Below are 19,827 nucleotides of genomic sequence, written 5' to 3' on the forward strand. Positions count from 1 at the left end.
CCCGGCATTGTAGGCCACCACTGTAGTAGCCTTGCGGAGAACTCTTGCGGCCAAAGCCAAAATTGACGTGAAATCAACGGCTTAAAGCTGCATTGGAGCGGGCGATGGGAATCGAACCCACGGCTCTAGCTTGGGAAGCTAGGGTATTACCATTATACGACGCCCGCAGAAGCCGCGATTTTACAGGGTTTAGGGCCTTCGCTGCAATCCCGAGCCCGCCTGCATCGTTGGCAAGGTCGGTGCGCTCAAGCTGCGCGAACTCGCGACGATGCGAACCGAAACGTACGACCGCGAATTCGTGTAGGTGCGTAATGACGGCACTGCGGCATCGCTGGCGGCGTCCCACTTGCGGCGCCTCTATTCGTACATCGTGATCTCCGAGCCGGCTACCCGGGTCGATACCGTGAGACTCGACCATAGCGGCGAAGCGGCGATTCTGTCCGCGTTCGAATACGACCGCAAGCACGCGACCAACGACGCGCAGACGCGACTGCTGAGCGACTTCGAGCGCGACGTGGGCGGCCTATATGAGTTCGGCGCAAACGTCATGGCGCTTGCCGAGCCGGGCGATCCAAGCGGCGCGCTCGCCGAACTGGCCAGCGGCAATATCGATCAGCCCGCGTGCCCCGAAGACCAGGCCGCGTCGCTCGAACAGACCGCGGCGAGCATGTCGTAGTTGACACAGACCGTGAGCCGCAATAGCAACAACGCGCGCAACGTCAAGGCACTGGCGACCTAGGCCGCCCCAGGCCGCGCAAGTCGCGAGCGCGGACAAAACAGCTGTTGAGGGGATGGCGCGGACCATCGGCGAGATCAGCGGCAGTTCACGAAGATCTCCGAGATCACCGGGGTGATCCTGCACCTAACGCCCGATCAGATCACAAAATAAGTGAGTTGAACGGCCGCGCGCGTGACGACCATCTGCAGCACCTGCACGATCACGAACAGCAGGATCGGCGACAGATCGATGCCGCCGAACTGCGGCAACACGCGCCGCAGCGGATTCAGAAACGGCGCGGTCAGCTGATACAGAATCGGCATTGCCGGCGAACGCGGATTGAGCCACGACAGCAGCGCCATCAGGATCGTCATCCAGATGATCAGATTCAGCGCCCACTTGATCGCGGTCAGTACCGCGACGATCAGCAGCGTCGGCACCAGCGTGAGCGGATCGGCGCCGGTAAGCACGACCATCAGCACCACATAGATGATCGCCGCGATCAGCGTCGCGACGATGCTCGCCCAGTCGATGTTGCGTGTGCTCGGCAGAATACGCCGCAGCGGCAGCACGATCCAGTTGGTCGCCTGCATCACGGCATTCGACACCGGGTTGTACGCTGGCAGGCGCACGACCTGCAGCCAGGCTCGCAGCAGCAGCGCCGCGCCGAAAAGCGTGAAGATGGTATTGAGCAGAAAACGGGCGATATCGCCAAACATCTTGTGTCCTTATCGTTGTGATGACGGCGCCGGTGGCCGCGGGCCGCCGGCATCCGCGACCGATGGATGCCGGCGGCGGGGCGGGAATCGTGGGCGCGTCGCTCGTGCAACGGCGCTTCACACGTCGTCTGTTTGCCTCACCGATGCGACCGCGCGGGTGTTAGCGGTGATTCGCGCGGGACTGCGTTGCGTGGCGGCGACCCGATTCGTCAACTGACGGCTCGACGTCATTGCGCGCCGCTGGTCGTCTGCCGTCTGTCCGGCATCATACGGAAACCCGGACCTCGCTGATCAGAATCGTGCCGTTACCGCCGTCGGTGTAGTTGGGGATGTCAGCCAACAGTTGTTCGGACGCCGGCTTGAATACGTTATAGAAGTCATCCGCGTTATCGAACAGGAAGTGCCCCGCGGCAACGTACGGCGGCGGCGTGCCGGGCGGTCCCGCGTTGATGCCCGCGTCGACCGACCAGCCCTTGAGCGCCGAGCCGAACAGCCTGGCCGCGAGCGGCATGTGCGTGGCGCAGTAGTAGTCCATATCGAAGCGGCCGTTTTCCCGATACGGATAGAGGATGCTGACCTTGATCATTGTGCGTTCTCGTCTGTTGGTCCCGAAGCGCGGCGCGCGCGAACGTAAAGCCGTCGGCGGTTCGCTTGCCGCACCGGACGTCACATTATCACGGCTTACTTGACGCTTGCACCTGCTGGAGCCGATTCAGCGAGCGGTCCAGCGATTCTTCCACAGCGTCGGAGATGGCTTCAATGGCGGCGGGCGGGTTCGCGCGGCGTCGTGCCAGATCGACTGCGCGGCGAGTCAGCAGCCCGTACAGCGCGGCGTGGTCGCCGCCGAGTTCTTCGAGCAGCGCCAGCTGTTTTTGCACGACGCCGGTGTCGCCGCGCGACACGGGACCCGCGAGCGCGTTCGCCAGCCCCTTGTCGCGAGCGGTTTCGATTGTGCCCGCGAGCATCGGCAGGAGCGCGCGCAGCGCGTCGTCTTCGGCGAAACCGAGCGTGCTCCACAGCGCGACGCATTCGGCAAGGCTGCACAGCGCGAAGCTTGCCGCGTAGTGCGCGGCGGCGTGGTACAGCATGCGGCCGCCCGGCGGAATCGACAGCGGATGGCAGCGTAAAGCGACGGCGAGCGCGGTCAGCGTCTCCTTCAATGCGCCGTCGGCCTCGATCGTCACCGAACAGCCGGCGATCCGTTCCAGATCGGCGAGCTCGCCGCCGAACAGATACAGTGGATGAAAGCCGCCGATTGCGGCGCCCTGGTCGCGCGCGGGCGCCAGCAGCTCGACCGGTGACGCGCCGCTGCAATGGACCAGCGCCTTGCCGCTCGCGCCAGGCGAAGTGAACCGCAGTGTGTGCGCTGTCGTACCGATGCTGTCGTCGGGAACGGCTAAAAAAGCGATATCGGCGGCATCGACGACCTGTTGCGAATCGTTGCAGGCCACGCAGCCTTCGATCTGCGCGGCGAGCCGGCGAGCGGAGTCGGCCGAGCGGCTCGCTACCGCGGTAACCGGATAGCCGGCGCCCGCGAAGCCCAGCGCGAGACAGCGCGCAAGCCGCCCCGCGCCGATAAAGCCGACGCGCGGCAAGGAAGACACGGACATGGTCGGCTGCTCCAGACGGATCGTTCGAACGGAAGCAGCAGTATCGCGCATCCGGCGAGCCGTTGGCGCGGTCCGGCTACGATGGTTTTCAGGCTTTCGATCCGGCTGTCGCCGGATCAGTTTGCCGGCAATGTTGCGCGAGCGGTCAGCCATCGCACAGCGTGACGCCCGCAGGCCCGAAAACTGCTAACAGGCGTGGCTAAGCTCAAAAACGTCGATCGCGGGTCGACGAAACGGTTTTGCAGTTGCTGTTCCGTACTTCTGCTGTTTCGTATTTCTTTTGCAGTCAGGATTCGGAGGTCGACATGAGTATGTTTTCTTACCGGAAGCACTTGCGGTTCCTCACGCATGCACAGCGCCGTCGCTGGTGGGATCAGAGAAAGCGCTTGACCCCGCGTGTGCGCATCAGCGGCGCCTATGTGCCGCCGAATGTATCGCGGGAGTTCACCTACGTGAAGGTCGGCTAGCGAGCCTCCTTCGCAGATGAGAAAATGCCCGGCGTCGCAAGTCGCCGGGCATTTTTTTATGCGGCAATTGCTCCCGGCCGTCAGGATTGAAGCGAATTTGTAATCAAAGATTACTGAAACGCGAAGCGCGGAATGCCCCCGCGACCTTGTCCTTGACGGGCGTCCGGTGAATGCCGTTTCTCCCGCCTTCAACGCGTTGATTGCAGGCCTGTTTTGCTTTCGTCGCGGCCGCCTTCCTGTCAGGTCCGGCGGCACGGGCGGGGACTTTCGCCCTGCTCAATTGCAATTTGCAACAAATGTGAACAGCCTCGCCGGGCGTTTTTGGATACATTGTTCCAACAGCATGCGAGGCATGCGCAGTCGGCGACCTTGGCAGGCCGCGCTAGGAGAGTAGAAGTGAAAAAGATCGTTCCGTTTGTCATTGCAGGCGCACTCGGCTTGGGGCTTGCGGGTGCAGCCGACGCGCACGTTTCCGTGGGTATCGGCATTGGCGTGCCAGTCGCGCCGGCCTACCCGGTGTATGCGGCGCCGCCGCCCGTCTATTACGCACCGCCTCCACCGCCGGTCTATGCGCCGGTCGTGGTCGCGCCGCCCCCGGTGGTCGTGGGTGGTTACTACGGGTATGGGCGTCCTTACTATCCTCGCGGCTATTACCGCGGTTACTACCACCGCGGGTACTACCGTCACTAAACGTCGGCGCGCTGGGAACGGCATTTCAGCCCGCGATATCGACGGCGTAACGCTGGCTTGAGTGCCGCGTTACGCCTTCTTTTTGCGGTGCCGCATGAGTCCGTTTGTCCCCGCGGCATAGACCCGGGCAGCGCCGCGCGCGCGAGATTCCAAAGCAACGGCGAAGCTGGGACAATGGCTGTTTCGCCACCGCTCTGGAGAGTTTTGCCGATGCAAGCGCTTCCCGCTCCCACTTTCGACGACGTTCTCGATGCCGCCGCGCGTCTTGACGGCGTCGCTCACCGCACCCCCGTGCTGACGTCGAGCACGTTCAACGAGCGCACCGGCGCGTCCGTCTTCTTCAAGTGCGAAAACTTCCAGCGCATGGGAGCGTTCAAGTTTCGCGGCGCGTACAACGCGATCTCGCATTTCGACGCGGAGCAGCGCAGCGCGGGTGTGCTGACCTATTCGTCAGGCAATCACGCGCAGGCGATCGCGCTGTCCGCGCGCCTCGCCGGCATCCACGCGACGATCGTGATGCCGCACGATGCGCCCGAGGCCAAGGTCGCCGCGACCAAGGGCTACGGCGGCGAGGTGATTACCTATGACCGCTACACGGAAAACCGGGAGGAGATCGGCCGGCGGCTCGCCGACGAGCGTGGCATGACGCTGATTCCGCCGTACGATCATCCGCATGTGATCGCCGGGCAAGGCACCGCGGTGAAGGAATTGATCGACGAAACCGGTCCGCTCGACACGCTGTTCGTATGTCTCGGCGGCGGCGGGCTGATTAGCGGCAGCGCATTGTCGGCGGCGGCATTGAGCCCGGAGTGCACGGTGATAGGCATCGAGCCGGAAGCGGGCAACGACGGCCAGCAATCGCTCGCGCGCGGCGAGATCGTGCATATCGACGCACCGCGCACGATCGCCGATGGGGCCGCGTCGACGCATCTAGGCGACTACACATTCGCGATCATCCGCAAGCTGGTCGCGCGGATCGAAACGGTCAGCGACGCGCAATTGATCGACACGATGCGTTTTTTCGCGCAACGCATGAAGATCGTCGTCGAGCCGACTGGCTGCCTCGCGGCGGCGGCGGTGCTGAACGGCACTGTGCCGGTCAAGGGCAAGCGTGTCGGCGTCGTGGTGAGCGGCGGCAACGTCGATCTGGCGAAGTTCGCGCAGTATCTCGCGTAAGCGCTTCGATTCGTCTCGCCTGAACGGAAAACGGCTCGCCTCGGCGAGCCGTTTTGCTATCTGCGTGCCGCTTCAGCTTGCCAGCGGGTCCGCGCTTTGCACGATCAGATCGTGATACCCGTTGATGATCACGCTGTACGAGAAATACGCGAACAGCAGCGCCGACAGCAGGTGACAGACGCGCAGCATGCCAGCGCCGGCGCGCTTGCGGCCGTGGCTGCCGAGCCAGCAGATAACGAGCGTCCAGCACAGGCCGCCGAGAAAGAAGCCGCCGAGGAAAACCACCGCGGACCGCGGGCTGGTCGCGCCGGCTTTCGCGATCAGCGCGCCGCCTACGGCCGCGAACCATAGAATCGCCGATGGCGACGACACCGCGAGCAGCACACCGCGCACAAAGCCGCGCCACGCGGAAAGCTGCGGTGCGGCGGTAGTGCCGTCGCCGGCCACCGCTGGCGCGCTAGCCGGGAGCACCGCTTCGCGTGCCATCTTCCAGGTGAGCAACAGCAGGATTGCCGCACCGCCGATCCATACCACCCAACGCACTGATTCGAACTGCAGCAGCGCAGCCATGCCCGCGAGCGCGAGTGTCGCGTAAATGAGGTCGCCGACGCATGAGCCGAGGCCGAGCCAGAAGCCTGGCCGGAACCCGTGTGACAGCGTCAGCGAAATCATCGCGACATTGACGAGACCGATATCGAGGCACAGTGACAGCGACAGAAAAAATCCGTCCGACATCATTGCAAACGCGTGCATCCGGGCGACCGCTCCATTCGTTCCGTTGTTCGTTGTTGTAGGGCGCGGCTCACGGCTTGCCGAGGCCGAGTTCGTTCCACAGGCCGTCGACGCGCTTTTTGACCGCGTCGTCCATCGTGATCGGACGCCCCCATTCACGGTCGGTTTCGCCGGCCCACTTATTGGTTGCGTCCAGCCCCATCTTCGAACCGAGCCCGGCCACCGGCGACGCGAAGTCGAGATAGTCGATCGGCGTGCGATCGACGAGCACCGTGTCGCGCGTCGGGTCGACGCGGGTGGTAATCGCCCAGATCACTTCCTTCCAGTCGCGGATATTGACGTCCTCATCGACGACGACGATGAATTTCGTGTACATGAACTGCCGCAGGAAGCTCCAGACGCCGAACATCACGCGTTTCGCGTGGCCTGGGTAGCTCTTCTTCATCTGCACGATCGCCATCCGGTAGCTGCAACCCTCGGGCGGCAGATAGAAGTCGGTGATCTCGGCGAACTGCTTCTGCAGCAGCGGCACGAATACCTCGTTCAGCGCGACGCCGAGTACGGCGGGCTCGTCGGGCGGCTTGCCGGTGTAGGTGGAGTGGTAGATGGCGTCGCGCCGCATCGTGATGCGCTCGACGGTGAAGACGGGAAACCACTCCCGCTCGTTGTAGTAGCCGGTGTGATCGCCGTACGGGCCTTCGAGCGCGTGTTCGTAGTGGGCCGAAGCGCCCTTTGACGGACGGGGCGGCGCGCCCGCGGGGGCGGGGTCGGGCTCGCCGTCCTGCGGATAGATGAAGCCTTCGAGCACGATCTCCGCGCGCGCGGGCACCTGCAGACCGTCGGCGCCCGGCGTCAGGCACTTCGCGAGTTCGGTGCGCCCGCCGCGCAGCAGTCCGGCGAACTGATACTCGGACAGCGTGTCGGGCACCGGCGTGACTGCGCCAAGGATCGTCGCCGGGTCCGCGCCGAGAACCACGGCCACCGGATAAGGCTGGCCAGGATTGCGCAGCGCGAACTCGCGAAAATCGAGCGCGCCGCCGCGATGTGCAAGCCAGCGCATGATCAGCTTGTTACGGCCGATCAATTGCTGCCGGTAAATGCCGAGGTTCTGCCGGCTCTTGTTCGGGCCTTTCGTGACGGTCAGGCCCCAGGTAATCAGCGGGCCGGCGTCGCCCGGCCAGCAGGTCTGGATCGGCAAACGGGTGAGATCGACGTCGCCGTGCTCCCAGACGATTTCCTGGCAGGGCGGCGCGCTGACTGTCTTCGGTGCCATGTCCCACACCGCCTTGGCGAGCGAGAACAGCTTGCCGGCGTCTCTGAGTCCTTTTGGCGGCTCGGGCTCTTTGAGCGCGGAGAGCAGCCGGCCGACGTCGCGCAGTGACTCGAGCGCCGCGTTGTCGCCAGCGTCCGCCTGTGAATCGATGCCCATGCCGAGCGCGACGCGGCGCGGCGTGCCGAACAGATTGCCGAGCACCGGAAACACGTGCTGCTCGGTGTTCTGGAACAGCAGCGCTGGACCGCCCGCGCGCAACACACGGTCGCAAACTTCGGTCATTTCGAGGTTCGGCGACACCTTCTGCGAGATACGACGCAATTCACCGATCGTTTCGAGGCGTCCGACGAAATCGCGCAGGTCTTTGTATTTCATCTGTAATGGTTAAGAGCCGCATGGCGGCGGAAAAGGGGATGCAGGCCATCGGAACGAACAACGGTGCTGGCAGAACAATCAGTTACAAAAAGTATGCTGGCCGCGTACGCGGTCGAAAAAATGCGATTGTCGATTTTACCTGCGTTGGCTACCGCACGTAGAGAGGCCGAATGGCCTAGTCGACGCATTGGGGTGCGGAGCGACGAGAAGGCGCAGTGCGCGTGGGCGGAAGCCGGTTCGATGGCATTCAAAATTACCGTAAGTTATAGATTCTGGTTTCTATAGTGTTGACGATCTATAAAAGGGTGCCCTAGAATCCGTCCACATTGGTTCAGGGGCGCTAACCTTTTTACCGCCGCCCCCGGTCTTATGACGCACCGCGTCACCGTTTTCGCGCCCCACGAGGGACGAACGGCCTATTGAATTCTCGCCAGCGTCCACGAACGCTGGTTTTTCGCGTGGAGCCTGAGCCCCGCACGCCTGGAGCATGCGCCGGCTGTTTTCGAGATGGCTCCCCAAACGGTATTTGCCGTTTTCCCGACGTCGCTGCTGCCGAACCAGGCAGCATCCGCGATGTCTTGACTCTGCGAACAGTTGTTGCCGCCTGATCATTCAGGTGGGGTTCGCGGATCATGCAACATGGGAGATCTGAATGAACGCCTGGTTATCGTGGCGTCCCGATGAGCGTATTGCGCAGGTCGTGCGTGGCGCGCTACGTCGAGGGACGCGACTGAGTCATCATCTGTTCAGCATTGTCGGCGGCATCGCCGTGGTGCTGGCTCTCGCACTGTGGCTCATGCCGACCTGGCGCGGCACACTCGCCGCGCGGCTGATGCCGGTCATTTCCGCCGCCGTGCAAGCGGGCCCCGCCCGTCTGCTGCAGGGTAATCCGATGCCGGCGATTGGACCGGCTCCCACCTCCAGCCCATCGGTCGACGAGTCCCTGTCGGCCAGTTTCCCAGTCAATACCGACGGCGCGAACGACGGCAACACCGCCCTCACCGCGACCAACATCAGCTTCGACGTCGCTTTCGACAACGCTGGTTCCGCTGGCATGGGCGTCGCAACGTTGAACGGCCTCGATCCGCGCACCATGCAAAGCGTGAGCGCGCTGGCGCGCCTGATCCCTTCGCAGCGCGTGTCCGCCGATGCGCGCGATGACCGCGTGCTGGTGTCGAGCCGCGAGCAGGATCTGGTCGCTTCTTACCTCGCTCGCCGCTATCGGGTCGCTCAGGAGCCGGTCAGTGAGCTCGTCAAGGCTGCGTTCGATACCGGTCGCGAAGTCGGCCTCGATCCGCTGCTGCTGCTGTCCGTGATGGCCATCGAGTCGGGCTTCAATCCGTACGCTGAAAGCGGCGTCGGCGCGCAAGGGCTGATGCAGGTGATGTCGAAGGTACATTCGGACAAGTTTCAGTATTTCGGCGGCCAGAGCGCGGCGCTCGAGCCGCTCGCGAACATCAAGGTCGGCGCACTCGTGCTGAAGGATTGCATCGCGCGCGGTGGTTCGTTGCCCGGCGGCCTGCGCCTCTACGTCGGGTCGAGCACGTCGGACGACGGTGGCTACGGTGCCAAGGTGATGGCCGAGCGTGGGCGTCTGCGCGACGTCGCGCGTGGCCGCAAGGTGCCGATCAACGCACCGCAGGCGCCGGTTTTGACCGCGTCGGCGAATCCGTCCCCCGCTGCCGCGGCCAGCAGCGGTGGAAATGGCAAGCGCGTTCAGGTGACGCTGCAAAGCGGTCATGCGGCCACCCCGGCGACGCCAGCGGTGCATACGGAACCGGCGGAGCAGGATGATGCGAGCGCCGGCGCGACGCGACACGTGGCGTCGGCTTCCGAGTTGGGAGCCTGAACCACGCAGTTCTGCATTTCACTGTCGTTCGCGTATGAAAAAGGACACTCGAGCGTGTCCTTTTTTGCGTCTGGCCGGTCGGCGGCTGAAACCCGTGCGTCGCGGCTCGCAGTGGCGGATGATCTGGGCCGCTCGCGCCTGGCTGTCGGCAAACGTCGAAACGCTGCAGCGGCAGATAGCGGCGGCCTCGCCGCCTCACGCGCGGGTCTCGCTCAATGCCGCCCGAACAGCTTCACGAGCCTCTCGACCGCTTGTTCGAGCTTCGGATAGGCGGTTGCATACGAGAGCCTGATGTAGTCCTTCGGCGCGTGGGTGCCAAAGTCCATGCCGGGCACCAGCACGACCCCGGCGTCATGCAACATCGCCTTCGTGAGGGCCGCGCTATCGCCGGCCGCCGGATGGGCCACACTGCGGCAGTCGGCATACACGTAGAACGCACCGTCGGGCATCACCGGCACGCCGAACCCCAGCGCTTCGAGCGCCGGTACGATGAAGTCACGCCGGCGCTTGAATTCGAGCCGCCGCGCCTCGTAGATCGCGATCGTCTCCGGCTCGAAGCAGGCGAGCGCGGCGTGCTGCGCCAGCGCCGACGCGCAGATAAACAGATTCTGCGCGAGTTTTTCGAACGCGCTGACCATCGCGGGCGGCACGACGAGCCAGCCGAGCCGCCAGCCGGTCATGTTGAAATATTTCGAGAAGCTGTTGACGGTGATCACATCGTCGCCGTACGACAGCGCCGACACGGGTTTCGCGTCGTAGCTGAGGCCCTGGTAGATCTCGTCGACGATCGTGAAGCCGCCACGCGCCCTGACAGCCTTCACGATGCGCTCGAGTTCGGCCGGCTCGATCGACGTGCCGGTCGGGTTCGATGGCGAAGCGAGCAGTACGCCACGCGTGTGCTCGCCCCACCGGCGCTCGACATCGGCGGCGGTCAGCTGGAAGCGCTCGGCAGGCCCGCTCGGCACCATCACCGGCTTGCCTTCGGCGGCGATCACGAAATGGCGGTTGCAGGGATAGCACGGATCGGGCATCAGCACTTCGTCGTCGCGATCGACGAGCGCCGCGCACGCCAGCAGCAGCGCGGCGGACGCGCCGGCGGTCACGATAATCCGCGCCGGGTCGACGCTGATCCCGTATGAGTCGGCGTAATGCGCGGAAATCGCGTCGCGCAACGCGTGGATGCCGAGCGCACTCGTATATTGCGTGACGCCGCGGCGCAACGCGTTCGCGGCGGCCTCGATGACCGGCTCGGGCGCGGTGAAATCCGGCTCACCGATGCCCATGTGGATGATGTCACGCCCCTCGCGCTCGAGCAGCGCGGCCTCCTTGGCCAATTCCATCACGTAGAAAGGCTGGATGGCGTCGACGCGTGCAGCAAACCGCGCCAGCGGTTCGGTTACGGAGTTCATACGGTCAGATCCAATTCGGAAGCAAAAAGCAAAAAGCAAAAGGCAAAAAGCAGAAGCACGAGCCAGACGTCGCCGCGCGTATCGAATGCAGCGCGCACTTGCGCTTTCATTGTCACCGCGCTCTGCGGCGTCCTGGCGGGCGATGCGGTTCGCCCGATGCAGCGGCGCATTGCCGCCGCGATGCCGGCATGACGGCAATGCGCGCCGCCCTTAGCTCTTGCGGGCCGCCTGCACCTCGGCCGCGCGCAGTTGCGCCGACAGCTTGTCCAGCACGCCGTTCACGTATTTATAGCCGTCCGAGCCGCCGAACGTTTTCGTGAGTTCCACCGCTTCGTTGATGACCACGCGGTACGGAATATCGAGGTGATTCTTCAGTTCGAATGCGGCGACCAGCAGCACCGCGCGCTCGACCGGCGACAGCTGATCGATCGGACGATCGAGACACGGTGCGATCTGCGCGGACAGCGCGTCCGCATCGCGCATTACGCCGTGCAGAATCGCTTCCAGATGCTCGTGGTCGGCCTTGTCGTAGCCTTGCGCGCCGCGCAGTTGCGCATCGATTTCACCGGCGGGCGAACCCGACAGCAGCCACTGGTAAAGCCCCTGCGTGGCGAGTTCGCGGGAGCGTCGGCGTGCGCTCTTCATGCCTGTTCCTCGTCGTCTTCATCTTCGTCGTCATCGTCGCCGCCGAGCTGTTCGAGCGCAACCGCCAGATTGGCCATTTCAACGGCCACGCGCGCGGCGTCGCGACCCTTCTCGGTCATGCGTGCGACAGCCTGTTCATCGTTCTCGGTCGTCAGCACCGCGTTGGCGACCGGAATGCCGAAGTCGAGGCCGACCCGCGAGATGCCTGCGCCGCTTTCATTCGAGACCAGTTCGAAGTGGTAGGTTTCGCCGCGAATCACCGCGCCGAGCGCGATCAGCGCGTCGAATTGCGCGCTTTCCGCGAGCTTTTGCAGCGCCAGCGGAATTTCCAGCGCGCCCGGCACCGTGACGAGCAGCACGTCTTCGCCGGTTACGCCGAGGCGTTCGAGTTCTTCGATGCAGGCGTCCGCGAGGCCATTGCAGACCGGCTCGTTAAAGCGCGCCTGGACGATGCCGATGCGCAGTCCGTCGCCATCGAGATTCGGTTGGTATTGTCCGATTTCCATGTGAATTCCGTAGTGTGTAAGTGGGCGCAACGAGTGGGCGTAAACAGTGGGCGCGCGGCTGGCCCGCTCAGCCTTGCGCGGCGAGCGGGCTGCCGCCTGGCATCGGCACGAAGCCCGTGACTTCGAGACCGTACCCCGACATGCTGCCGAGCTTGCGTGGGTTCGACAGCACCTGCATCTTGCCGACGCCGAGTTCGCGCAGAATCTGCGCGCCGATGCCGTAGGTCTTGAAGTCGACCGGCCGGCGCTTGAGCGCGTCGGCTTTTTCCTTCGAGTCGAAGGCCTTGAATACGTCGACCAGATGTTCCTTCGAATCGCCGCAGTTCAGCAGCACGACCACGCCGAGTTCGCGCTCGGCGATCTCTTTCATGGCGGCGTCGAGCGTCCACGAGTGGGTGGATTCGCCGACTTCGAGCAGGTCCAGCACCGACAGCGGCTCGTGCACGCGCACCGGGGTGTCCCGATCCGGCGTCGGTGTGCCTCGCACCAGCGCGAGATGCGGCTGACCGCTCGGCTGGTCGAGATACATGACCGCGCGAAACGCGCCGTGCGCGGTCTGCATCGTGCGTTCGCAGATGCGCGCGACGATCGATTCCGTGCGACTGCGATAGTGGATCAGATCGGCGATGGTGCCGATTTTGAGGCGGTGCTCCTGCGCGAACTCGATCAGATCGGGCAGGCGCGCCATCGTGCCGTCGTCCTTGATCACTTCGCAGATCACCGACGCCGGCGTGAGGCCCGCGAGCGCGGTGAAGTCGCAGCCGGCTTCGGTATGGCCGGCGCGCACCAGCACGCCGCCCGGTTGCGCCATGATCGGGAACACGTGGCCGGGCTGCACGATGTGCTCGGGGCGCGCGTCCGGCGCGACCGCGGCGGCGACTGTGCGGGCGCGGTCCGCCGCCGAAATGCCGGTGGTCACGCCTTCGGCCGCTTCGATGCTGACCGTGAATGCGGTGCCGTACTGCGTGCCGTTGCGGTAGGTCATCAGCGGCAGATTGAGCTGCTTGCAGCGTTCCTGGGTGAGCGTCAGGCAGATCAGCCCGCGCCCGTAGCGGGCCATGAAATTGATCGCTTCCGGGGTGACGAACTCGGCGGCGATCACGAGGTCGCCCTCGTTTTCGCGGTCTTCTTCGTCGACGAGGATCACCATCCGGCCAGCTTTCAGTTCGGCGATGATCTCTTGGGTGGAGGCGAGCGTCATGTTGGCGTTGGCGACATTTTCGGGAAAGCGCGTATTTTACGCCACGCGCGGGCGCAAGTCGCCTTCGCCACCAGACATAGGCCGTTTGCTTGATCGTGAGCAGCGCGGCGCTTTTTGCTCCGCCGCTGCCGCCGCGGGTCGCCGCGGCGGTCCGTCGGTTCATTGATGGCCGCGCGGGCTTTGGCTGCGCGCGGCAGCCAGCTTTACGAATTGCAATAGTGCGGAACGGCACTTGCGACTCCGTGTGAGCCTTCGTTATCACCGGGAGACCGAAATGCGTCCGACCGCTGGCTGCAGCATGACAGGAACACTCCCCGCAGGCCGTGTACCGGAGCTTGCGCGAGGAGCCCGGCGATGACACGCGGCACCGCCAGCAGCGGCTTGTCGCAGGCGCCGGTCGATGCGCTGCGCGCGAGCGCGTACCGCATTCCAACCGATGCGCCCGAGGCCGACGGTACCTTCGCGTGGGACGCGACGACGCTGGTGGTGGTCGAGCTCGACGCCGGTGGCGATACCGGTCTCGGCTACACCTATAGCGATGCCAGCATCGTCAAGCTGATCCACGGAACACTGGCCGCTTGCGTGCTGAAACACGACGTATCGGAGATCCCCGCCCACTGGCAACGGATGCAGCATCAGGTGCGCAATCTCGGCCGCGGCGGTCTTGCCGCCACCGCGATTTCGGCCATCGACTGCGCGCTGTGGGACCTGAAAGCGAAGCTGCTCGGCGTGCCGCTCGTGAGCCTGCTCGGCTCGCTGCGCCCGAGCGTGCCGATCTATGGCAGCGGCGGCTTCACCAGCTATACGAACCAGCGCCTGCAGGAGCAACTGGGCGGCTGGGTCGCGCAGGACGGCTGCCGCTGGGTGAAGATGAAAATCGGCAGCGAGCCGCAAAAGGATCCGGCCCGCGTCGAAGCCGCGCGCGAGGCGATCGGCGACGCGGGGCTGTTCGTCGACGCGAACGGCGCGCTGACCGTGCAGCAGGCGCTGGATTACGCGCAGCGTTTCGCGCAACATCAGGTGAGCTGGTTCGAGGAGCCCGTGTCGTCGGACGATGAGGCCGGCCTGCGCTGCGTGCGCGAGCAGGCGCCGGCCGGCATGGACATCGCGGCCGGCGAATACGGCTACACGCTCGACGACTTCCGGCGCCTGCTTGCCGCGCGTTCGGTCGACGTGCTGCAAGCCGATGCGAGCCGGTGCGGCGGCGTCACCGGTTTTCTGCGGGCCGCAGCCCTGTGCGATGCGCACCACGTGCCGCTCTCCGCGCATTGCGCGCCGGCACTGCATCTGCACGTCGCCTGCGCGGCGCCGCGGCTGCGCCATCTGGAGTGGTTCCATGACCATGTGCGCATCGAGGGCATGCTGTTCGATGGCGCGCCGCGGGCACGCGACGGCGTTATCGCGCCGGACCTGACGCGGCCCGGATGCGGCCTCGAATTCAGGCATCGCGACGCCGCGCGTTATCTCGTCAAATAAACCGTCGCCGACGGAATCGATATCGACGGTGCCCAACGCGTATCCGGATCGTTTTCGCAGTCTGCGCGGCGCGCCGGCGGGCCCGGCGCCGCTCCGAAGGCCAGGATTTCTCAATGCGCGAAGCGCATGGAACGTGCGCTGGCCGACAAAAAGGCGCTGTAGATCTGGTGCTTTCCGCGACATCATACTTTGAGGGTATGAAAGCGGATAGGAAAAGTATTGGACGCCCCGAACTCGCGAAGGGTATAAAAACGTCCAATGAACTCTCCTCTCGCAGCATCCGCCATGACCCTAGCAACCATCGAACGCATCGAAACCCGCCTCGTCGATTTGCCGACGATCCGTCCTCACAAACTTTCGGTTGCGACGATGTACGGGCAGACCTTGATGCTCGTCAAGGTGTACTGCAGCGACGGCGTTGTCGGTATCGGCGAAGGCACCACGATCGCCGGCATGGCCTACGGTCCGGAAAGTCCCGAAGCGATGAAACTCGCGATCGACGCATACCTCGCGCCGGCGATGATCGGCAAGGATGCCACTCGCATTCAGGCATTGATGGCGCACCTGGGCAAGCTGGTCAAGCTCAATCATTTCTCGAAGAGCGCGCTCGAAACCGCGCTGCTCGACGCGCACGGCAAGCGCCTCGATGTATCGGTCAGCGATCTGCTCGGCGGCCGTCGCCGTGAGCGCCTGCCGGTCGCGTGGACGCTCGCGTCGGGCGATACGACGAAAGACATCGCAGAAGCCGAGCACCTGCTCGACCTGCGCCGGCACAGGGTCTTCAAGCTGAAGATCGGCGCGAAGGAAGTCAAGACCGATATCCGCCATGTCGCCGAAATCAAGCAAGCGGTGGGCGACCGTGCCGCGGTGCGCGTCGACGTCAACATGGCGTGGAGCGAGACCGAGGCGGGCTGGGCGATTCCGGCGCTGGCCGACGCCGGCTGCGAGCTGGTCGAGCAGCCGGTCGCATCGGCCGCGGCGCTCGCGCGCCTGATGCGCCGCTTCCCGGTTGCGTTGATGGCGGACGAAGTGCTGCAAGGCCCGGAAAGCGCATTCGACATCGCAAAGAACGGCGGCGCCGACGTGTTCGCGATCAAGATCGAACAGAGTGGCGGTCTGTTCGCCGCGCAGCGCGTCGCGGCGATCGCCGATGCCGCCGGGATCGAACTCTACGGCGGCACGATGCTCGAGGGCGCGTTCAGCACCGTGGCCTCCGCGCATCTGTTCGCGAGCTTCGCGAACCTGCAATGGGGCACCGAACTGTTCGGACCGTTGCTGATCACCGAGGAAATTCTGACGCAGCCGCTCGATTACAGCGACTTCGAGCTGAGCGTGCCGAACGGCCCGGGTCTCGGCATCGAACTGGACGAAGCGAAGCTCAAGCGCTTCACGCGAGACGGGTTGATGAAAGTCACCCGGTAAACCGACACCGATCAAGAGGATTCAACGATGCTTTTCCATGTACGGATGGACGTGCACCTGCCGGTCGATATGCCGGCCGACGTGGCAAACGAAATCAAAGGGCGCGAGAAAGCTTATTCGCAGGAACTCCAGCGTAGCGGCAAGTGGCGTCATATCTGGCGATTGGTTGGCGAGTACGCGAACTACAGCATTTTCGATGTAGAGAGCAATGCCGAACTGCACGACATTCTGTCCGCGCTGCCTCTGTTCCCGTACATGAAGATTTCGGTGACGCCTCTATGCCGTCACCCGTCGTCGATCCGGGACGGCGACCGCTGAGCCCGGGTTGCGCTCGTTGAAGGCGAGCGCGGCCGACGCCGTTTTTCCCCCATACCAACTGGAGACAGTCATCGTGAGCGTCAAAGTATTTGAATCCAAGGAAGTGCAGGACCTGCTCAAAGCAGCGTCCAATGTCGATGCGGGCAACGGCGACGCCAGATTCCAGCAGATCGTGTTCCGTCTGCTCGGCGACCTGTTCAAGGCGATCGATGACCTCGACATCACGCCGGACGAAGTGTGGACCGGTATCAACTACCTGAACAGGCTCGGCCAGGACGGCGAAGCGGCGCTGCTCGCGGCCGGCCTCGGTCTCGAGAAGTACCTCGACATCCGCATGGACGCCGAGGACCAGGCGATCGGTCTGGAAGGCGGCACGCCGCGCACGATCGAAGGCCCGCTGTACGTTGCTGGCGCACCGCTGAAAGACGGCGTTGCGAAGATCGACGTGAATGCGGATGAAGACGCGGGCCCGCTCGTCATCCGCGGCACGGTCAAGGATCTGGACGGCAAGCCGGTTGCCGGCGCGGTCGTCGAATGCTGGCACGCGAACTCCAAAGGCTTCTACTCGCACTTCGATCCGACCGGCGCGCAAAGCGAATTCAACCTGCGCGGCGCGGTGAAGACCGGCGCGAACGGCAAGTACGAATTCCGCACGCTGATGCCGGTCGGCTACGGCTGCCCGCCGCACGGCTCGACGCAAAAGCTGCTGAACGTGCTGGGCCGCCATGGCAACCGTCCGGCGCATGTGCATTTCTTCGTCACCAGCGATTCGCATCGCAAGCTGACCACGCAGTTCAACGTCGAAGGTGATCCGCTGATTTGGGACGACTTCGCGTATGCAACGCGCGAAGAACTGATCCCGCCGGTCGTCGAGAAAACCGGTGGCGCGGCGTTGGGCCTGAAGGCCGACGGGTACAAGGAGATCGAGTTCAACTTCACGGTGACGCCGCTGGTCCAGGGTAAGGACAACCAGCTGGTCTCTCGCCTGCGCGCTTCGGCCGAGGCGTAATAGTGGGTCGCGGGCGGCGCCGTGACGACACGGCCGCTGCCCGAGTCACGGCAAGCGTCGATCAATACCGATACGAGTCCTCGTCGATGGCGTTGAGCACGCACGAGGATTTCTTGCATATCGGCAAACCGTTGCTGCGCCGATCAAGTCGCGGGGTCCGGCTTAGCGTTTCCGACAGTCGTGTAGCAAGCGTTTTGCGGTGCACTGGGCGCGTCGGTGCCAGTACGGTCCCGCTTAACGACGTGCGAATTGTTGCCCCGCACAAGAGCACGACCCACATCGCGGTCCCCTTTCCGCGCGCAGCAAAGCGCGGCGCAAGTCACGACCATCCATCACGAAAATGTGCGACAGGCCGCTGTCGCGTTTCGATAGAATCTTCTTTCGCGGAGGAAGAACCAGATTTGCATATTCGCAGCGATATGAAATCACGAACGCCTCCCGCATTGTTCATCCTTATCGGAGGCGACTGTGCCAGGCTTACTTCCCGATGTCGATCGCGACGGACTCCTCGAATATTCGGTGGTCTATACCGACCGCTCGATCAATCATATGTCGCAGCTCTTTCAGGGCGTCATGCGTGACATTTCCGCCGCGCTGAAAAAAGTCTATAACGCGAAGTCGGTCGTTGTGGTCCCGGGCAGCGGGACGTTCGGCATGGAGGCCGTGGCCCGGCAGTTCGCGACGGACAGCAAGTGCCTGGTCATCCGCAACGGCTGGTTCAGTTTCCGCTGGTCGCAGATTTTCGATATGGGCCGCATTCCGTCTGAATCGATCGTATTGAAGGCCCGCCCGGTCGAACAAGGAAGGCAGGCCGCCTATGCGCCGGCGCCGATCGACGAAGTGGTCGCTGCAATCCGGCAAAGCAAGCCTGATCTGGTCTTCGCACCGCATGTCGAGACCGCATCCGGAATGCTGCTGCCCGATGACTATTTGCGCGCGGTGTCCGACGCCGTGCACGCCGTCGGCGGGATGTTCGTGCTGGATTGCATTGCATCCGGCACGGTCTGGGTCGACATGCAGGCCACTGGCGTCGATGTTCTGCTCAGTGCGCCGCAAAAAGGGTGGAGCGCGTCACCATGCTGTGCGCTGGTCATGCTCAGCGCGCTCGCCCGCGAGAGAATCGACGCCACAACCAGCACCAGTTTCTCCTGCGATCTTCGCAAATGGCTGCAGATCATGGAAGCCTACGAGAACGGCGGGTTCGCATACCACGCCACGATGCCGACGGACAGTCTCGCGACGCTGCGCGACGTGATCAAGGAAACCGAGGCATACGGCTTCGACAAGGTGCAAGCGGAGCAGTTGGAACTCGGCAAGCGCATTCGTTCGCTTCTGGTTGGCAAGGGCTTCAGAAGCGTGGCGGCCGAAGGTTTCCAGGCACCGGGCGTAGTGGTCAGCTACTCGGACGATGACGGCATACGATCCGGCAAGAAATTCGCCGACGCTGGCTTGCAGATCGCCCCCGGCGTTCCATTGCAGTGCGATGAGCCAGAAGATTTCAAGACCTTCCGGGTCGGATTGTTTGGCCTCGATAAACTGCATGACGTCGAAGGCGCGGTCGCCAGATTCGCCAATGCATTGGACAGCGTTCTCTAAGCTCGTGCGCGTTCGTCCGCGCGGCGGTGGCACGGGCTTGGCCGCTCGACTACCGCCTTCTGTTCGCTAGTTTTTCTCCGGCGAGCGGTGGGAGCGATTGCTGCTCGCGAATGATGTTGATCAACGTACGAAGAGCAGGGTGGTTGTAGCGGCGACTGCTGTAGTAAAGGTGAAACGGGTCCTCAGCGTACGCGTTCTTTTTCAAGACGATCTGCAGTTCACCGCGCGCCAATTCGTCGGCGATGCGGGCCTCCAGTAAGTACGCGATTCCCAGCCCTGCCTTGCATGCACTGATGGTGGTCGCCGTATCGTTGATCGTGAGCAGGCCGGGCACGCGCAGACGGCATGCCACGCCGCCGTCGTTCAATTGCCACCTGTAGCTCGAATTGTCGCCGAGCAAAAGCTGCAGGCAGATATGTTTCGCGAGGTCATCGAGACGCCGGGGCGCGCCGCGCCGTTCGATGTAGCCGGGCGAAGCAGCCATGACCCATCGCTGAGGACCGGTCAGCGGTAGGGCGACCATATCTTCCGGCACGTAATGGCCATATCGAATGCCCGCGTCGTAGCCTTCGGCCACGATGTCAATAGGACGATCCTCGACGACGACCGTCAGACGGACGTCAGGGCACCGGCGAG

Annotated in this window: 19 protein-coding genes, 1 tRNA gene and 1 pseudogene; 10 read left to right on the forward strand and 11 right to left on the reverse strand. The window is 63.9% G+C overall.

Features of this window, described 5'->3' with window-relative positions:
- Positions 1-93: 93 nt before the first annotated feature.
- Positions 94-167, reverse strand: a tRNA-Gly gene (locus tag VGH68_RS19525).
- 179 nt (positions 168-346) lie between these two features.
- Here VGH68_RS19525 and VGH68_RS19530 point away from each other — a divergent pair.
- A complete protein-coding gene (locus tag VGH68_RS19530) occupies positions 347-676 on the forward strand; it encodes a hypothetical protein (protein ID WP_331605328.1) in 330 nt (109 codons plus the stop codon).
- Positions 677-873: 197 nt separating this feature from the next.
- Here VGH68_RS19530 and VGH68_RS19535 read toward each other — a convergent pair whose 3' ends face one another.
- The 3 genes and pseudogenes from VGH68_RS19535 to VGH68_RS19545 form a co-directional block, all read right to left on the reverse strand.
- Positions 874-1,437 (reverse strand): YggT family protein, encoded by a 564-nt coding sequence (locus VGH68_RS19535; protein ID WP_331605329.1) that lies wholly within the window; start codon positions 1,435-1,437, stop codon positions 874-876.
- A 265-nt stretch (positions 1,438-1,702) separates the two neighbouring features.
- On the reverse strand, positions 1,703-2,023 hold the full coding sequence (locus VGH68_RS19540) for an EthD family reductase (RefSeq protein ID WP_331605330.1): 321 nt from the start codon (positions 2,021-2,023) through the stop codon (positions 1,703-1,705).
- 95 nt (positions 2,024-2,118) lie between these two features.
- A pseudogene (locus VGH68_RS19545) lies at positions 2,119-3,047 on the reverse strand (Rossmann-like and DUF2520 domain-containing protein).
- 305 nt (positions 3,048-3,352) lie between these two features.
- Between VGH68_RS19545 and VGH68_RS19550 the strand changes: the two are divergent.
- The 3 genes from VGH68_RS19550 (at position 3,353) to VGH68_RS19560 (ending at position 5,380) form a co-directional block, all read left to right on the forward strand.
- Positions 3,353-3,514 (forward strand): hypothetical protein, encoded by a 162-nt coding sequence (locus VGH68_RS19550; protein WP_331605331.1) that lies wholly within the window; start codon positions 3,353-3,355, stop codon positions 3,512-3,514.
- 396 nt (positions 3,515-3,910) lie between these two features.
- A complete protein-coding gene (locus VGH68_RS19555) occupies positions 3,911-4,204 on the forward strand; it encodes a hypothetical protein (RefSeq protein WP_331605332.1) in 294 nt (97 codons plus the stop codon).
- Between the two features lie 210 nt (positions 4,205-4,414).
- Positions 4,415-5,380, forward strand: coding sequence for a threo-3-hydroxy-L-aspartate ammonia-lyase (locus VGH68_RS19560; protein WP_331605333.1), 966 nt, complete (start codon positions 4,415-4,417; stop codon positions 5,378-5,380).
- Between the two features lie 72 nt (positions 5,381-5,452).
- Here the strand turns inward: VGH68_RS19560 and VGH68_RS19565 are convergent, their stop codons facing one another.
- Together VGH68_RS19565 and VGH68_RS19570 are read right to left on the reverse strand one after the other, a co-directional pair.
- A complete protein-coding gene (locus VGH68_RS19565; protein ID WP_331605334.1) occupies positions 5,453-6,133 on the reverse strand; it encodes a LysE family translocator in 681 nt (226 codons plus the stop codon).
- 49 nt (positions 6,134-6,182) lie between these two features.
- Entirely contained in the window at positions 6,183-7,760 is a 1,578-nt protein-coding gene (locus VGH68_RS19570) for a UbiD family decarboxylase (RefSeq protein ID WP_331605335.1), read from the reverse strand.
- 652 nt (positions 7,761-8,412) lie between these two features.
- Between VGH68_RS19570 and VGH68_RS19575 the strand changes: the two genes are divergently transcribed.
- Positions 8,413-9,609: a lytic transglycosylase domain-containing protein gene (locus VGH68_RS19575; RefSeq protein ID WP_331605336.1), complete on the forward strand. Its 1,197-nt coding sequence runs from the start codon at positions 8,413-8,415 to the stop codon at positions 9,607-9,609.
- Positions 9,610-9,821: 212 nt separating this feature from the next.
- Here the strand turns inward: VGH68_RS19575 and VGH68_RS19580 are convergent, their stop codons facing one another.
- From VGH68_RS19580 to ribBA, 4 genes are all read right to left on the reverse strand, one after another.
- On the reverse strand, positions 9,822-11,018 hold the full coding sequence (locus tag VGH68_RS19580; RefSeq protein WP_331605337.1) for a pyridoxal phosphate-dependent aminotransferase: 1,197 nt from the start codon (positions 11,016-11,018) through the stop codon (positions 9,822-9,824).
- A gap of 210 nt (positions 11,019-11,228) precedes the next feature.
- Positions 11,229-11,663 (reverse strand): transcription antitermination factor NusB, encoded by a 435-nt coding sequence (nusB, locus tag VGH68_RS19585; RefSeq protein WP_331605338.1) that lies wholly within the window; start codon positions 11,661-11,663, stop codon positions 11,229-11,231.
- On the reverse strand, positions 11,660-12,169 hold the full coding sequence (gene ribH, locus VGH68_RS19590; protein ID WP_331605339.1) for a 6,7-dimethyl-8-ribityllumazine synthase: 510 nt from the start codon (positions 12,167-12,169) through the stop codon (positions 11,660-11,662). Before ribH ends, nusB begins: the two co-directional genes overlap by 4 nt.
- 67 nt (positions 12,170-12,236) lie before the next feature.
- Positions 12,237-13,370, reverse strand: coding sequence for a bifunctional 3,4-dihydroxy-2-butanone-4-phosphate synthase/GTP cyclohydrolase II (ribBA, locus tag VGH68_RS19595; RefSeq protein ID WP_331605340.1), 1,134 nt, complete (start codon positions 13,368-13,370; stop codon positions 12,237-12,239).
- 354 nt (positions 13,371-13,724) lie between these two features.
- Between ribBA and VGH68_RS19600 the strand changes: the two genes are divergently transcribed.
- The 5 genes from VGH68_RS19600 (at position 13,725) to VGH68_RS19620 (ending at position 19,191) form a co-directional block, all read left to right on the forward strand.
- A complete protein-coding gene (locus tag VGH68_RS19600) occupies positions 13,725-14,846 on the forward strand; it encodes an enolase C-terminal domain-like protein (protein WP_331605341.1) in 1,122 nt (373 codons plus the stop codon).
- A gap of 285 nt (positions 14,847-15,131) precedes the next feature.
- Complete coding sequence (locus VGH68_RS19605; RefSeq protein ID WP_331605342.1) at positions 15,132-16,268, forward strand: muconate/chloromuconate family cycloisomerase; 1,137 nt, start codon at positions 15,132-15,134, stop codon at positions 16,266-16,268.
- A gap of 27 nt (positions 16,269-16,295) precedes the next feature.
- Complete coding sequence (gene catC / locus VGH68_RS19610; RefSeq protein WP_331605343.1) at positions 16,296-16,586, forward strand: muconolactone Delta-isomerase; 291 nt, start codon at positions 16,296-16,298, stop codon at positions 16,584-16,586.
- A gap of 73 nt (positions 16,587-16,659) precedes the next feature.
- Complete coding sequence (gene catA, locus VGH68_RS19615; protein ID WP_331605344.1) at positions 16,660-17,595, forward strand: catechol 1,2-dioxygenase; 936 nt, start codon at positions 16,660-16,662, stop codon at positions 17,593-17,595.
- A gap of 468 nt (positions 17,596-18,063) precedes the next feature.
- Positions 18,064-19,191 carry an aminotransferase class V-fold PLP-dependent enzyme gene (locus VGH68_RS19620; RefSeq protein ID WP_331605345.1) on the forward strand — a complete coding sequence of 376 codons (1,128 nt, stop codon included), beginning with the start codon at positions 18,064-18,066 and terminating at the stop codon, positions 19,189-19,191.
- 49 nt (positions 19,192-19,240) lie between these two features.
- Here VGH68_RS19620 and VGH68_RS19625 read toward each other — a convergent pair.
- A partial coding sequence (locus VGH68_RS19625; protein WP_331605346.1) for a LysR substrate-binding domain-containing protein occupies positions 19,241-19,827 on the reverse strand: 587 nt, incomplete at its 5' end.

The sequence above is a fragment of the Paraburkholderia sp. genome, assembly GCF_036488505.1.
Classification (GTDB): Bacteria; Pseudomonadota; Gammaproteobacteria; order Burkholderiales; family Burkholderiaceae; genus Paraburkholderia.